Annotated in this window: 13 protein-coding genes; 11 read left to right on the forward strand and 2 right to left on the reverse strand. The window is 46.2% G+C overall.

All coding sequences use genetic code 11. The features are described 5' to 3' along the window. The first annotated feature begins 88 nt into the window (after positions 1-88). The 4 genes from ACFS25_RS21915 to ACFS25_RS21930 all read left to right on the forward strand — a co-directional run bounded on the left by ACFS25_RS21915 (position 89) and on the right by ACFS25_RS21930 (position 3,009). Entirely contained in the window at positions 89-1,315 is a 1,227-nt protein-coding gene (locus ACFS25_RS21915) for a hypothetical protein (RefSeq protein ID WP_381505264.1), read from the forward strand. A gap of 92 nt (positions 1,316-1,407) precedes the next feature. Beyond that, positions 1,408-2,196, forward strand: coding sequence for a glucose 1-dehydrogenase (locus tag ACFS25_RS21920; protein WP_381505266.1), 789 nt, complete (start codon positions 1,408-1,410; stop codon positions 2,194-2,196). Positions 2,197-2,207: 11 nt separating this feature from the next. Next, positions 2,208-2,717, forward strand: a complete 510-nt coding sequence (locus tag ACFS25_RS21925; protein WP_381505268.1) for a DinB family protein — start codon at positions 2,208-2,210, stop codon at positions 2,715-2,717. A 106-nt stretch (positions 2,718-2,823) separates the two neighbouring features. Beyond that, positions 2,824-3,009 carry a hypothetical protein gene (locus ACFS25_RS21930; protein WP_381505270.1) on the forward strand — a complete coding sequence of 62 codons (186 nt, stop codon included), beginning with the start codon at positions 2,824-2,826 and terminating at the stop codon, positions 3,007-3,009. Positions 3,010-3,082: 73 nt separating this feature from the next. On the opposite strand, the gene ACFS25_RS21935 is transcribed toward ACFS25_RS21930, so the two are convergent. Both ACFS25_RS21935 and tilS read right to left on the reverse strand, forming a co-directional pair. After that, a complete protein-coding gene (locus ACFS25_RS21935; protein ID WP_381505272.1) occupies positions 3,083-5,362 on the reverse strand; it encodes an OmpA family protein in 2,280 nt (759 codons plus the stop codon). A 119-nt stretch (positions 5,363-5,481) separates the two neighbouring features. Continuing rightward, positions 5,482-6,840 (reverse strand): tRNA lysidine(34) synthetase TilS, encoded by a 1,359-nt coding sequence (tilS, locus tag ACFS25_RS21940; RefSeq protein WP_381505274.1) that lies wholly within the window; start codon positions 6,838-6,840, stop codon positions 5,482-5,484. Between the two features lie 33 nt (positions 6,841-6,873). Between tilS and ACFS25_RS21945 the strand changes: the two genes are divergently transcribed. The 7 genes from ACFS25_RS21945 to recN all read left to right on the forward strand — a co-directional run bounded on the left by ACFS25_RS21945 (position 6,874) and on the right by recN (position 14,875). Next, positions 6,874-8,718, forward strand: a complete 1,845-nt coding sequence (locus tag ACFS25_RS21945) for an OstA-like protein (RefSeq protein ID WP_381505276.1) — start codon at positions 6,874-6,876, stop codon at positions 8,716-8,718. A 115-nt stretch (positions 8,719-8,833) separates the two neighbouring features. After that, positions 8,834-9,490 carry a T9SS type A sorting domain-containing protein gene (locus ACFS25_RS21950; RefSeq protein WP_381505278.1) on the forward strand — a complete coding sequence of 219 codons (657 nt, stop codon included), beginning with the start codon at positions 8,834-8,836 and terminating at the stop codon, positions 9,488-9,490. Between the two features lie 124 nt (positions 9,491-9,614). Beyond that, positions 9,615-10,514, forward strand: a complete 900-nt coding sequence (locus ACFS25_RS21955; RefSeq protein ID WP_381505280.1) for an outer membrane protein assembly factor BamD — start codon at positions 9,615-9,617, stop codon at positions 10,512-10,514. A 24-nt stretch (positions 10,515-10,538) separates the two neighbouring features. Next, positions 10,539-10,853: a DNA-directed RNA polymerase subunit omega gene (locus ACFS25_RS21960; RefSeq protein WP_381505282.1), complete on the forward strand. Its 315-nt coding sequence runs from the start codon at positions 10,539-10,541 to the stop codon at positions 10,851-10,853. Between the two features lie 123 nt (positions 10,854-10,976). Then, a complete protein-coding gene (gene coaBC, locus ACFS25_RS21965; protein WP_381505284.1) occupies positions 10,977-12,200 on the forward strand; it encodes a bifunctional phosphopantothenoylcysteine decarboxylase/phosphopantothenate--cysteine ligase CoaBC in 1,224 nt (407 codons plus the stop codon). Between the two features lie 28 nt (positions 12,201-12,228). Then, positions 12,229-13,134 (forward strand): type IX secretion system protein PorD, encoded by a 906-nt coding sequence (gene porD, locus ACFS25_RS21970; protein WP_381505287.1) that lies wholly within the window; start codon positions 12,229-12,231, stop codon positions 13,132-13,134. Positions 13,135-13,201: 67 nt separating this feature from the next. Then, positions 13,202-14,875: a DNA repair protein RecN gene (recN, locus tag ACFS25_RS21975; RefSeq protein WP_381505288.1), complete on the forward strand. Its 1,674-nt coding sequence runs from the start codon at positions 13,202-13,204 to the stop codon at positions 14,873-14,875. Positions 14,876-14,911 lie beyond the last annotated feature (36 nt).

A 14,911-nucleotide genomic window follows, 5' to 3' on the forward strand; every position in this document is an offset into this window, starting at 1 on the left:
ATCACCAGAGCAGATTTATCCTATTGATTCCACGAGCTGGACTACGCATCTCGAACCCCGCGTCCTGATCGGAATAACAAAATAGCTTATGATCCAACCCGTCCGCGAAGCGTATAACCAAGCCTTTAGCCCGGAACGCTATCGGGATTTTTTGGGCACAATTGATACCGACTTGCCCGGTCAGCTAGACTTTCGTGTTGCTGAAACGCCCATTTTCGTCCCGAAAGTTCTGACTGACAAGATTTTACAAGCTTGCGATGACATCATCGCCGTTATCGCCCGTGATGACTTTAAGGCGTTGACAGAAAAGGCGATTCCAGCGGAACAACATGTTCCGAATGAGCCAGACAACGGACTTGACGCACATACACAGTTTATGGCTGTTGATTTTGCCGTTTGTAGAGATGCATCCGGCGGGCCAGCACACGGAGAATTAACACCACAATTAATTGAGTTACAGGGGTTTCCGTCGCTCTATAATTTCCAGCCTTATCTTGCTACCCTTTTCCGTAGCTTCTATCCTATTCCAGATAACCTTTCGCACTTGTTCACCGTTGCTAACAACGCGGAGTATCTGGAACAGCTGCGCCAGATGATTGTGGGCGACTGCTTGCCGGAAGAAGTAATTCTATTAGAAATCTACCCCGAAAAGCAAAAAACGCGTATTGATTTTATGCTGACGGAAAAGCAACTCGGCGTAGCCGCTGTCTGTCTCACAAAAATCAGAAAAGAGGGGCGGAATCTGTTTTATGAGAAAGAGGGGCGGCAGATTCGCATTAAACGAATTTATAACCGCTTAATTTTCGATGACCTGCAAAACTACCCCGGTCTACGAACAGACTTTCACCTCACCGATGATGTAGATGTTGAATGGGTTGGGCACCCAAACTGGTTTTTTCGCCTTAGTAAATACACGCTTCCTTTACTGAAAAGCCCTTACGTTCCAGCCAGCTATTATCTGTCTGACTTGGGCACTTACCCCACCGACCTGGAAAATTACGTACTGAAACCACTATTCTCGTTTGCAGGCAGTGGGGTCAAGCTGAACATCACTACCGACGATCTCGACGCGATTCCGTCCTATCAACGTGATGGATATCTGATTCAGCGCAAAGTCAAATACGAACCGATTATTCAATCACCCGATGGCCTGGTTAAATGTGAAATTCGGATGCTGTTCATCTGGCCTAAAGAGGATGCCAGGCCGACGCTTCTGACTAATCTGGGTCGCTTGAGCCGGGGCGAAATGATTGGCGTCAACTTCAATAAAAATAAAGACTGGGTTGGTGGTACTGTCTGTTTTTTCGAAAAGTAAACGTAAATTCCTGAAGCCTGGAGTTCTATATCCGGGTTTATAATCTGTAGTTTTCTACTTGGATATGGATGTCCAGGTTGTCCCAGAACCGTATGGAACATCAACCCCCGCTGGTAGCTGAAAAAGCTATTTTCGATCTCACCGGCAAGGTGGCCGTTATTACGGGTGCCAGCAAAGGCATTGGTGAAGATATGGCCCGGCTATTTGCCCGCTTTGGCGCGAAGGTTATTGTTAGCAGCCGAAAACAGGACGCCTGCGATGCTCTTGCCACCGATATTCGGGCGAACGGTGGAGACGCTACGGGCATTGCTGCTCACGTAGGCGATATGGCCCAGCTTCAACAGTTAGTAGACAAGAGTATTGCAACCTATGGAGGCATTGATATTCTGGTCAATAACGCGGCCTCAAACCCCGTTTTTGGTCCCTCGCTCGACTGCGATGGGGCGGCTTTCGACAAGATTATGCAGGCAAATGTGAAAGCACCTTTTGAGTTGAGTAAGCTATGCTATCCGAGTATGAAATCGCGGGGCGGAGGTAGTATCATTATGATAAGCAGCATTGCCGGACATACGCCTGATCCTGGCCTGGGCATGTATAGCGTCAGCAAAGCATCGTTAAACATGCTCACCAAAGTACTGGCTAAAGAATGGGGTCCCGATGGTATCCGCGTTAACGCTATTTGTCCCGGTCTGATTAAAACCAAGTTTAGCCAAGCTCTGTGGCAGGACGAAAAAATTCTGGATCACTTTACAAAACGCATTCCTATTGCGCGTATGGGCACGACTGACGAAATTAGTCCGCTGGCTCTATTTCTGGCCTCCAATGCCTCGTCGTACAGCACGGGCAGCCTGTTTTACGCCGATGGCGGGACAGTAATTTAATTCTTGCCGAAATGTCTACCGAAACGCGCGAAGTCTGGCTGCGAGGACCATTACCCGACCTATCTCCCTTACTTCAGCCGATTGCTCACGCGCTTATGCAGGCTCGTGAAGAAGTGTATGTGCTGATGGACAATTTTCCAGAAACCTTACTCTGGGAACGTCCTGCCAATGTAGCCTCCGTTAGTTTCCATTTACAGCACCTGACGGGTGTGCTTGACCGGATCTTTACCTATGCCCGAAATGAATCTCTTTCGCCTGGTCAGTTAAGGGCATTAGAATCAGAGGGAAAACCTGATGCAACTACGTCATCCGTTAAGGAGTTAGTTCGCCAATTTGATAAACAGGTTGAACAGGCCCTTGCTCAACTCCGCACCACCGATGAGAAAATACTGACCGAAGCGCGCGGTGTTGGACGATCACAATTGCCTTCAACAGTAATTGGCTTACTGACGCACGCAGCCGAGCATACGATGCGCCATGTGGGCCAATTATCGGTAACTGTTAGGGTGATAACAGTTTAACCTTTTTTTAAGTTATCATTCATCGGTATTTAATAAATCCAGCCGATCTTTCACCCGAAAAGCCTGCTACTCAGGTGGGCTATCACCTAAAACCATTCTCAATACCATGAAAAAGTCAATTTTGGCTGCCTTCGTCGTAGCCGCCCTTTGTGGAAGTACTACTTTTGCCAATACCCCTTCACAAGACAAGCCAGTTAGTAAAACAACTACGACTGTTAAGAAAAGCGGTCCAACCAAAACCACGACTGCTACCACGAAATCGGTTCATAAGAAGCACGTTAAGACATCGTAGATAAATACGTACCAACAAAAATGGCTCGCGTTAACGCGAGCCATTTTTGTTGGTACGATAGGACAAACCTCATTTATTGCACAGCCATAATCTTAAACTCGGTTCGGCGGTTTTGCTGGTGATCGTTTTCCGAGCAATTCACCCCATCAATACAACCGTTAATGATTTCCGACTCGCCATAGCCACGAGCTATCAACCGGTTGGCCGGCACTCCCCGCGACACGAGGTAATCCATAGCAGCTCTCGCCCGATTTTCCGACAACCGAATGTTGTACGTATCCGTAGCGCGGGCGTCGGTGTGTGAGCGTAACTCGATTTGCATTTGCGGATATTCTTTCAAAATCCCCAGTACATGATCGAGTTCACGAGCCGCATCTGCGCGGATGAAAAACTTGTTCAGGTCGTAATAAATATTCTTTAGCTGAAATATATCACCAACACCGTAGAGGCCGAGTGAGTCGGTGAGAACCTGCGATTTGCGCTTCGTTTTACCATATTGTGCTTTTTTGGTGGCATAGCGATCCTTTTGAGCGGTAATTGTGTACGGCGCATTAGGCTTCATGGCGAACTCATAGCCCCCATCAGGACCCGTCATGACTGTCTGCTCCGATTTGTCTTTATCATTACGCAGAGTCACTTTCACACCGGTAGCGGGTTGTTGGTTCACTTCCGTCTTTATTACGCCTTTCACGACCGTATTTTCCGACCGTTCGAGATAAATAGATACATTCAGCACGGGTCTTGGTGACTGTGTCAGGGTTGAGAAACGAATGCTGTTCATAGCAAACCCTTCTTTAATAGCCCTGAACTCGTATTCCGTATTTGAATCCACACACAAATCAGTGCGACCATTAACATTTGTTAGGCGCAAGTCATGATTTAACCCGTTCCGCAAGATACGTACGTCAGCATTTTCAAGTGGCGAACCAGTTTTAGCATCAAACACCAAAATATTCAGCTGCTTGCAGGCCCGTCGGAATGAATAAATGTCGTCGTCACTGATGCCTTTTTTGCGGTTGCTGCTGAAGTAACCGGTCGTGCGATTTCTATCGGTAATAAACCCAAAATCATCTTTTTCAGAGTTGATAGGCGCGCCCGCGTTCTGAACACCTTTGTAGGCAATCCCGTCTTTTAGTTCGGCAACAAACACGTCTAAACCACCTAAACCTTCGTGCCCATCGGAGGAGAAATAAAGATTTTCGCCCTCGGCGGCAAACGGAAACATCTCGTTGCCTTCCGTATTAATCTCTTTACCCATGTTGACGGGCGTTCCCCACTGGCCATTATTGAACTCAACCACATAAATGTCGGTACCCCCATAACCACCCGGCATATCCGACACAAAATACATTTTTGTGTTATCGGGCGAGAAGGCAGGGTGGCCTACTGAGTACTCATTACTATTGAAAGGCACTTCCTGAATATCAACCCACTTACCATTTCTGTTCACGGAAGAATACAATTTCAATTTTTTGACGCCATCCGAACTCTTACCCGATTTCCCTTTACTGGCGTTATTTCTGGTAAAGACAATGTAGTTCTGATCTTTTGTGAACGTCATTGGCCCCTCATGGTACTTCGTGTTGAGCGTTCTACTAAAAATTTCGGCTTTGGTCAATGGTTTCATTTCGACTGCACTCTCAGGTCCGTCTATTTTGGTTTCGCTGCCGCCACCCAAAACAGACGAGCTAACCGCCCGCAGATCTGAACCGGGCACACGCAACTGATTGGTATCTGGATGAAAATACAAATCTAAAAAGGGCGTCTGGTTCCAGTTAAAGACGCGTTTCACAACACCCGATTCATCGCGGGCCGATACAAATACTAACCCATTTTTGTAATACATTGGGCTAAAATCAGCCTGACGCGAATTGATAGGCAGGTTATATATGCGGTACGATGATGAGTCCTGATAAAAACGGCTCATGTCCATATAAGACACGGTAAAACGGCGTCCGCGCAAATCCTGACCTTGTTTTTCGCCATATTGGCTATACATTTTTTGCGAATCCCGGTATTTGCCGTTAGCTGCCAGCGACTGTGCATAATACAGATAAACCTCGCTATCTAAGTCGGTATATGATTTTATCAGTTCGCCGTAAACACGCTCAGCATTGCGTGTATCCTGCAACTTTCGATAGCTGTACCCGAGTTTAATCATAGCATCCCGGGTTTCAGCAGGTTCCTTCTTTTTGTCGGCCCGCAAAAACTCCTCGTACGCCCGCACTGCGCTGACATAGCTAAGGTTTTCAAATTGCTTGTTAGCCGCTCGTAGCCGCGCACTTTGTGCCTGAACAGTCAGACTCCAGAAGGCCAGTCCTGCCAGTAGCAAGACACGTACAATTCGGTTCATGAATATTAATAAGTTAATTACTTTTGGGGCTTGTCCGAAACCTATCAAATAGAATGCCAACTTTTAAAAAAGTCGTCATTGACTGTCCTGTAAGTTAATGTTATTCGTTTTTTGTTACCTTACAAATGTACCTTACTCGATTTCACTTGCCAGATAAATCGCCCAATTCGGCGCGTTTTTGTCGTTATGCGGAAGGAATGCGCAATCCGGCGACCAATTACCCAAGCGATTTTATCGCCCGACAATAGTACAGCCGTTTCTTCCCGCTCAGTAAGGCTTACTTTCAAATCATTTAGTAAATCGCTGACCAGTTTGTGGCCGTTCAGCCCTAGAGGCCTTAGTTTGTCGCCCTGCTTCCAGGAGCGAACAGTCAGTGGAAACGTCAGTTGGTCGGCATCCAGACAAGCAATGTTCGAATCAATTGGTAGCCGAAAATCGGCTGGTTTATCGAACACTTCAGTAGTCAACATAAAATTCCCCTCGACTTCTACTACCTCAGTTGGCCAGTCAGTTAACGTTATTTTATAATTGATCCCTACTGGTAAGGGGGCTAGTAAAAAACCAGATCGCTCATGTACAACCCGGTGTGTGGTTGACTGAATTACCAGCCCGGAGGGTTGAGTCAGGGCCTTAACAAGTTGCCGTATCTGCTCGTCTACAAAGCCAAACGGTTTTAGCCATTCCGAGAGCCGAAAAGCCAGTTCAGAGAGTACGAGCAGTTTAGCGATCGGGAGTAACGTCCCCTCGCCGTGTGGTTCAGCAATGGCCTGCCAGGAACGATCGATTTCGGCCCGCATTAAGGTCTCTGCAGCTCGTAACCGCTCAACGGTGCGCGGCAGCGTTTGCCATAATCCCGGATTCAGCTCGTTGAGAACCGGCACAACGTGATGGCGAATTCGATTGCGGGCATACTTGTCGTCGGCATTAGAGCTATCCTCCCGGTACAGCAAGCTATGTTCTTTTGCATAAGCGGCCAATTTGTCGCGCGTGGCAAATAATAGTGGCCGGACAACCTGATTCTGCCGGACCGAAATACCGTGTAACCCGGCTAATCCGGTACCGCGCGTCAGGTTGAGCAACAGCGTTTCGAGCACGTCATTTTGGTGATGAGCCGTAGCGACGTAAGCGTACGAGTTCTCCTGAAGCAATTGGGCAAACCAAACGTAGCGGAGTTCGCGAGCCGCCATTTGAATAGAGACACCCCGCGCACTAGCAACAGCCGCCGTATCGAAACAGGTCAGGTGAAACGGAACCCCGTAGTCGTCTGCCTTGTTTTGAACGAAAACAGCATCGGCATCGGATTCTGCTCCGCGTAAGCCAAAGTTAACGTGAGCGATAGCAAACGGTTGGCCGGATCGGTGGAATAGCTCTGCCATCACCACCGAATCTACCCCACCGCTAACGGCCAGAAGTACTTTATCGGTTGGGTTGAACAGTCGATTGTCGTTAATAAATCCTAAAAATTCCACGTCAACCATTTGTAGTCGGCCCTAAGCCGTAGTTTTGTGACCATGATTCGTTTGCTTGCACATTTTCTTACCGCTTTCGTTCTGCTTGGTTCTCTGCTTGTGTCGGCCGATTCGCTGGCGCAAGTTGGATCTCCGTCGTCCGGTCGCCCGCCAATTCCTGGCAGTGCAGTCGACAAAGTTGAGTTATTGCCCGGTTCCGACAGTTTAGTGGGCATGACTATTCCGGGTCAGGTTGTTCGAAAAATATACAACAACGTCCGGTTTCGTCAGAAAGGGGTTTTGCTGTATTGTGATCTCGCCATTCAGAACGCGACGACCAATGTGATCGAAGCGTATGGCAATGTCCAGATCATCCAGGGTGATACCATTACTGTTCGGGGCGATACCATGTTTTATTATGGCAACACGCGCCAGGCTAACGTACGTGGTCATGTAAGTATGCGTGACCGTAAAATGACCCTTACAACGGCTCAACTTGAGTACGATATGTTGTCGGGCATTGCCCACTACCCTACTCCCGGCCGCATTGTCGATAAAGAAAACGTGCTGACTAGTCGCGAAGGATATTACAATACCCGTACCAAGCTATTTACGTTTCACCAAAATGTTCGCTTAGTAAACCCCAAAGGTACGCTCACGGCTGATTCACTGCTGTATAATTCCTTAACCCGGCTTGCCATTTTTCAGGGACCAACGCGCATTACAAACAAAGACGGTGTTTTAACAGCAGTTGAAGGGCAATACAACACAACATCAGGCATTTCAAACTTCCAGCATCGGGCAACGGTCGAAACGCCAAAATACCGACTGACGGGCGATTCGTTATACTACGATAATATATCTGAGTTGGGTATTGCCAAAGGCAACGTCATTATGGTTGCCAAAGACCGAAAAGCTGTTATTACGGGCGACCATGTCCGATACAATGGGAAAGCGGGTATTTCGCGGGTAACAGGTCATCCCGTTGCCAAAAGCATTGCCAATGAAGCCACCAAAGACACGCTCTATTTACGGGCTGATACGTTGTTTTCCTACGATAACAAATTAACGAATACCCGCCGATTGCTCGGCCAGAAAAACGTATTTCTTTATAAATCAGACTTACAAAGTAAATGCGATTCGCTCATCTACGATATGGCCGATTCGACCATTTATTTTTTCAAAAAACCTATTGTCTGGAGTCAGAATAAATACCAGATGGAAGCTGATTCGATGCGGGCTATATTCAAAAATAATAAAATTAATACGCTGTTTCTCAAAACAAAATCGTTCGTCATTTCGCTTGATACGCTTAAGAACTATAACCAAATAAAAGGACGTACGGTGACGGCTTATTTTACGACAAAAATCGTATCGACAACGGTTACAGGAACAAGTCCATCCGGCCCAAAAGCCCCGGCAATCGTCAATGCGTCAAGTTCTGTTTCGGCACTTGCAACGAATATACCTTCTAAACGCGTATTGACTCCAAAAAGCGGAGCACCAGTTTCAACTACAGTATTGGCTCAGGAGCAAACTGTTATTGACAGGGTTCTGGTAGATGGTAATGGTCAAAGTATCTACTACGCTGTTGACGAAAAAAATAGATTAATCGGGCTGAACCATGTTGAATCCAGCCGAATGAACATTGAATTCACCGATAATAAGGTTGGCCGGATTCGGTTTTACGGACATCCGGATTCGCAACTCATACCACCTAAAGAATTGACTCCTGACGCTCAGGAACTCGACGGTTTTCGGTGGCGAGAGGCAGAGAAGCCAACAAAGAACCAGGTTTTATGGCTCGAAACACCGCCAACGGAACAACCATTAATTAGAAAACCATTAAAAAAGAAAACAACAATTAAACCTTTAGCCCAAAAATTGGTTCAAAAGGGTAATAATTAACCTTTTAAGGTAATAATTATCTCTTTTAACAATTTTTTAAACAATTGCCCGTTGACTTTCTCTTTTAAGATAGATAGGTTTGTGGTTAATACGTGTGTACATGAAGTAGACTTACATGAAACAAATTATACTTATTGGTGTATTGATGGGCTTGCTAACGGCAACTATCCCGCTTCAGGCCCAGGTTGCCCAGCGAGATTCGGATGCTCGTAAAGGAAGCCGTCTCGAATTGGGACGGACGTCGCCAGTACGCAAAACAACGACTCCGGGCTTACCGTCACAGCGGTTTTCAATTGCCCCAAGTCCTACGCTATCAGGTCTTGACCGGTCCATGACGCTGAACAAAAATAGTGCTATCAATGCGCACTATCGTTCCCTGCTGATGACACATTCTGGTGCAAAGGCAACTGCTCATGTAACTGCCGTCGAGAATGCGCAAACGGTTGAGAGTGCTACACGTCCAGCCATTCCCGCTCAGGAAGGAAAAGGTGAAAACAAGCTCTACAACAACGAAAAATTGTGGGTTTCTAATGCCTATCCAAACCCTGCCGACGATGTCGCCGAAGTGGATTATCAATTTACTGGTGCGAATGAGGCAAAACTAGTCTTACTTAATGTATTAGGTGCGCCCGTTGCTGAGTATGAGCTGGAGCGCAATGAGCGTAAGGTTCAGATTGGCACCCGCCTTCTGGATACAGGTTATTATCTTTACCAACTTTCGGTTGATGGAAAAAAAGTAGCCACCAAAAGACTACTCGTTCGCCATCAGTAAAGAGTGAAGAGTACTGTTAAAATAGTATAAAATACGTCAGTCAGTTACTGTTTTCAGCACTATACCGGGCTACATCGTCGTTAAAACGGTGCAGCCTGTTTTTTTTTTGTATCTTTGCAAACATATGCAACACCGTCATATTGGTAAGATTTTGTTAGGGATTTGGGTAGTGTTTCTACTTGGCTCATGCAGTCCATTTTCAAAATTACAGAAAAGTGGGAGCGATGACGAAAAGTACAAAGGGGCTACTCAATACTATAAAAAAGGGGATTGGTATCGTGCAGGGCTACTATTCGAAGAGTTAATCCCAGTCCTCAAAGGTAGTACAGAGTCAGAAATGGCTCAGTTCTACTACGCTTACACACAGTACCAGCAACAGCAGTATCTGCTTAGTGCTACGCTTTTCAAGAAGTTTTATGAGACATTTGCGCGCTCAGATTATGCTCAGGAGGCTATGTATATGTATGCCTACTCGCTATATAAAGACACGCCCTCGTTTAATCTTGACCAATCGAATACGCTAACGGCAACTTCGGCTTTGCAAGATTTTGTTAATGCCTACCCTGATAGTAAGTATAAAGAAGAATCTACGAAATTGATTCTGGAACTGCGGGGTAAGCTGGAACGAAAAGCCTACGAAAAAGCCAGATTATATTATAAAACCAGTGGTTTCAACATTGCTTCCTACAAATCGGCAGTTATTGCAATTAATAACTTCCAGAAGGAATTCCCCGACTCGGAATACAACGAAGAACTGGCTTATTTAAAAGTCGATGCCGAATTTAGCTTAGCGCAGAATAGTTTGGAAACCAAACAGAAGGAACGTTATAAGGAGGCAATCGGTTATCACCAAGCGTTTGTAGACAAATACCCAACCAGTCAATTTCTGAAGCAGTCTGAGAAGATGTATGACACTAGTCAGAAAGAGATCGACCGCTTGGATAAATTAGAACAGGAGCGCGAAAAAGAAAGAGAAAAACTGAAAGATGCCGCTCGCCCGGCAAAGGTGACGGCAGCAAATTAATATAGTTTATTGTTAACTAAGTATATGGCAACAAATCCATCTATCATTACCCGCAATAGCGACAAGATTGCGATTCAAACCGGAAATCTGTATGAATCGGTTTCGATTATCTCGAAACGTGCCCGCCAGATTGCGACGAAGAATAAAGAAGAACTGAGCAACAAATTGTCGGAATTCGTTTCGGCAGTTGACAACCTCGAAGAAGTCTTTGAAAACCGCGAACAAATCGAAATTTCGAAGTTCTACGAGCGGATGCCGAAGCCAACGTCTATTGCCATTGATGAATTTTTGGACGGTAAAATTTACTGGCGCTATAACGAAGAAGACGCTCAGCAGTAAGGTAAACTGTTTAGCTTTTCAAGAACCGCACGGTATATTACCGTGCGGTTCTTAGTGTTTTAACGAACTGATTTTCATGAGAAACATACTTAAATTCGTACCCTTCTCTTTAGTACTCATTAGATGTCAGTAGCAGGCAAACGAATTCTCTTAGGTGTTACAGGCAGCATTTCGGCGTATAAATCGGCCTTGTTAGTTCGGCTTCTGGTGAAAGCGGGTGCCGAGGTGCAGGTGGTTATGACGGAGTCGGCACAGATGTTTATTACCCCCCTGACGCTGGCTACATTGTCGAAACGGCCCGTATTATCGGCCTTTGTTACTAGTCAACATGACCGCCCTGGAGATAGCAGCTGGAATAATCATGTTGAATTGGGTCTATGGGCCGATGCCATTGTAATAGCACCCGCATCCGCTCATACCCTGGCTCGTTGTGCGACCGGCTTCTGTGATGACCTGCTGTCGGCCGTTTATTTATCGGCTCGCTGCCCGGTCTTCTTTGCCCCGGCAATGGATGTTGACATGTATCATCATCCAACAACTGTTGAAAATCTGCGCCGACTCGAATCATTTGGCAACCACATCATCCGGGCCGAATATGGCGAACTGGCCAGCGGTTTAGTAGGTGAAGGACGATTGGCTGAGCCTGAAGCCATTATTCAGACACTTGACGCATTTTGGACAGGGAGCCGAGATCAACATTTGTTAGCTGGGAAGCATGTCTTGATAACGGCGGGACCGACGCAGGAATCCATTGATCCGGTGCGTTATATTAGTAATCACTCGACGGGCAAAATGGGGTATGCCATTGCCCGAGCCTTTGCTAAGGCCGGGGCTGGTGTTACGTTAGTGAGTGGTCCTACAGCCCTTAACCTCCCCGCCCCCGGCATTCGGCGTGTTGATGTACGCTCCGCACAAGAGATGTTTGAAGCTACACAGGTCGCTTTTGCCGATGCCGACATTGTTGTGTTGAGTGCGGCTGTTGCCGACTATACGCCAGCTTACCCCGCCGACCGAAAGATTAAAAAGAAAGAAGCTGTCTTTTCACTTGAATTAACCCAAACCATAGACATTGCCGCTACTCTAGGAGCCCAAAAGCGACCGGGACAGTTACTTATGGGGTTTGCTCTCGAAACGGACAATGAGCGCGAGAATGCATTAAAAAAGCTTCACGTTAAGAATTTAGACTGGATTGTGTTAAATTCACTTCGTGATTTGGGAGCAGGTTTCGGGCACGACACCAACAAAATTACCGTTATTGATAAAGAAGAACAAGCTCATGAATTTGCCCTCAAATCGAAGGATGAAGTGGCACAGGATTTGGTGAGTTTAGTCCTAAAATCGCTGTGAGACATGGCGATATACTAAGTCAGCGATAATGAAAACCATACAAATTTTATTGCTATTAATTTTCCTTATCGGGTCAGCGCGGGCGCAGGAGCTGAACTGTCAGGTGACGATTAATTCCGATCAGTTGTTTGCGCAACAAAAAACCGATTTCTCTTATGTGAACCAGTTGAAAGGCATCATTACCGAATTCATGAACAACCGGCGATGGAGCAATGATCAGTTTACGGTAACGGAGCGCATTAATTGTTCGATAAATATTAACCTGTTAAAATCCCTGACGCAGGGAGCCTTTGAAGCAACTGCACAAATCATCGTGTCGCGGCCCGTGTATGGCACAAACTACGAAACAACGACGTTTAGTTACGTTGATCGGGCTTTTAACTTCGTGTATCTGCCAACGACACCCGTTTATTTTCGGGAAAATCAATTTTCCGATGACCTGACGTCCCTGCTAGCCTTCTATGCCAATGTTATTCTGGCTATGGATTATGACACCTTCAGCAAGCAGGGTGGTAATCCATTCATACAACGCGCCTATTCCATTACAAATCTGGCTCAACAAGGGTCACCCAATGGAGCCTGGCAAACCGGCGGTGACCGCCGAAATCGGTACTGGCTGATCGAGAATCTGCAAAATCAGCAATTAATTCCCTTTCGAGATGGTATATACAACTATCATCGGCAGGGGTTAGATGTCTTTGCTGCCAATCCAGTGCAGGTACGCAAACAAATGCTTACTTTGCTGACAACGATCCGTACCATTGGCTTACAACTGCCTAATTCGGTGTTACTCAGTTCTTTTTTCGACGCAAAATCGCAGGAGATATACAACATACTCTACGAGGGAACGCCGACCGAACGCAAGCAAGCCTTTGATTTACTTTCATTTTTAGACCCTTCCAAAACAGAAAATTACCGAAAATTGATACAGTGAGCAGTTGCCAGTAAGTACTTTTTCACTTATTTTCTGTTTACTCTGTACGGCTAACTAATCACTGATTTTGCTTTCGCATTTACTCATAAAAAATTACGCGCTGATTGATGAACTCGAACTTTCGCCCGACCGTGAACTCAACATTGTCACGGGCGAAACGGGAGCAGGAAAGTCAATCATACTGGGTGCCATTGGGTTGCTTCTTGGCAATCGGGCCGATACGCGCGTCTTATACAATCCCGAACAGAAATGCATCATCGAAGGTACATTTGGTGTATCGGGCTATCGTATCGAACGTATTTTTGAAGATGAAGAATTAGATTATTCCGATACGTGCATTGTTCGTCGTGAAATTAGTGTGAGTGGAAAATCGCGGGCGTTTGTCAACGATACACCTGTCAATCTCGAAACGCTTCGGCGCATAACGAGCCAGATGATGGACATTCACTCGCAACACGATTCGGTCTTGCTTGGCTCCAATGAATACCAGTTGGAGATTATGGATACGTACGCTCAAAACGATGAACGGCTGCGAACCTATCGTACAGATTATCAGAGTTATCGGGCAAAGAAATCGCACTACGATCAGTTGCAGACTGAGGCTTCGGCCATGCGCAAAGAGTTTGATTACAATAATTTTTTGTACGAAGAATTAGTAAAAGCGCAGCTACAACCCGACGAGCAGGAAACTCTCGAACAGGAGCTAACGATTCTTGAAAACGCCGAAGATATTAAAGAACGACTGCAAGTGGCGTATGAGTATCTAGCCAATACGGAGCAATCGGTTATTGACTTTTTGAAGACTACAGTTAGTAACCTGGCTTATATCAGCAAGTTATCGAATCAGTATGATCAATTGCAGCAACGGGCGCAAAGTAGTCTGATTGAATTGCGCGACTTAGCCGATGAAATCAGCATCGAGCAAGACCATGTTGAGATAGATGATACCCGCGCCGAAACCATTCGTGAGCGGCTGAATCTGATGTACCAGCTTCAAACCAAACACCAGCTGAAAAACGTAGCGGCTTTAATTTTGCTGCGCAATGAACTCGGTCAGAAGGTGAGCAAAGTATTAAATCTGGATGATGCGCTGACCGATGCCAAAGCCCAGGCTGAAGCAGCCCGCGCGCAACTCCAGATCAGCGCCGACTCCTTATCGATCTCCCGAAGAGAAGTTATTCAACCTATTGAGATCGAGATTGGTAACTTGCTGAACGATCTCGGTATGCCAAACGCATCACTAAAAATACAGGCAGAGACGGGTAAACCGACATCAACGGGCACGGATACCATCTCATTTTTGTTCAGTGCGAACAAGGGTGTTAAACCACAACAGTTGAAAAACGTAGCCTCTGGTGGTGAATTTTCGCGGCTGATGATGGCGATTAAGTACATACTGACTAGTAAACGATCATTACCTACTATTGTCTTCGACGAAATTGACGCTGGCGTATCGGGCGAGATTGCCATCAAAATGGGCAATATGATGCGCCATATGTCGCACAGTCACCAGATTATTGCCATCACGCATCTCCATCAGATAGCCGGTCAGGGCACAGCGCATTACTTTGTTTATAAAGATCATTCTGCCGCCAAAACTGTTAGTCGTATAAAGAAACTAACGTTGGAAGAGCGGGTCAACGAAATTGCTCAAATGATTGGCGGAAAAAATCCATCACCTAGCGCGCTCAAAAATGCCCGTGAAATTTTGAAACAACGCGTTGCACCACTAGCAAAATGACCAATGGTGCAGCCCACTTCCTGTGTTATATTGTCT

The sequence above is a fragment of the Spirosoma flavum genome, assembly GCF_042686045.1.
Taxonomy (GTDB): domain Bacteria; phylum Bacteroidota; class Bacteroidia; order Cytophagales; family Spirosomataceae; genus Spirosoma; species Spirosoma flavum.

Bases quoted from the DNA above. Each gene is read 5' to 3' on its own strand.
- ACFS25_RS21915 (WP_381505264.1), top strand. From the start codon at position 89: ATGATCCAACCCGTCCGCGAAGCGTATAACCAAGCCTTTAGCCCGGAA.
- ACFS25_RS21920 (WP_381505266.1), top strand. From the start codon at position 1,408: ATGGAACATCAACCCCCGCTGGTAGCTGAAAAAGCTATTTTCGATCTC.
- ACFS25_RS21925 (WP_381505268.1), top strand. From the start codon at position 2,208: ATGTCTACCGAAACGCGCGAAGTCTGGCTGCGAGGACCATTACCCGAC.
- ACFS25_RS21930 (WP_381505270.1), top strand. From the start codon at position 2,824: ATGAAAAAGTCAATTTTGGCTGCCTTCGTCGTAGCCGCCCTTTGTGGA.
- ACFS25_RS21935 (WP_381505272.1), bottom strand. From the start codon at position 5,362: ATGAACCGAATTGTACGTGTCTTGCTACTGGCAGGACTGGCCTTCTGG.
- tilS (WP_381505274.1), bottom strand. From the start codon at position 6,840: ATGGTTGACGTGGAATTTTTAGGATTTATTAACGACAATCGACTGTTC.
- ACFS25_RS21945 (WP_381505276.1), top strand. From the start codon at position 6,874: ATGATTCGTTTGCTTGCACATTTTCTTACCGCTTTCGTTCTGCTTGGT.
- ACFS25_RS21950 (WP_381505278.1), top strand. From the start codon at position 8,834: ATGAAACAAATTATACTTATTGGTGTATTGATGGGCTTGCTAACGGCA.
- ACFS25_RS21955 (WP_381505280.1), top strand. From the start codon at position 9,615: ATGCAACACCGTCATATTGGTAAGATTTTGTTAGGGATTTGGGTAGTG.
- ACFS25_RS21960 (WP_381505282.1), top strand. From the start codon at position 10,539: ATGGCAACAAATCCATCTATCATTACCCGCAATAGCGACAAGATTGCG.
- coaBC (WP_381505284.1), top strand. From the start codon at position 10,977: ATGTCAGTAGCAGGCAAACGAATTCTCTTAGGTGTTACAGGCAGCATT.
- porD (WP_381505287.1), top strand. From the start codon at position 12,229: ATGAAAACCATACAAATTTTATTGCTATTAATTTTCCTTATCGGGTCA.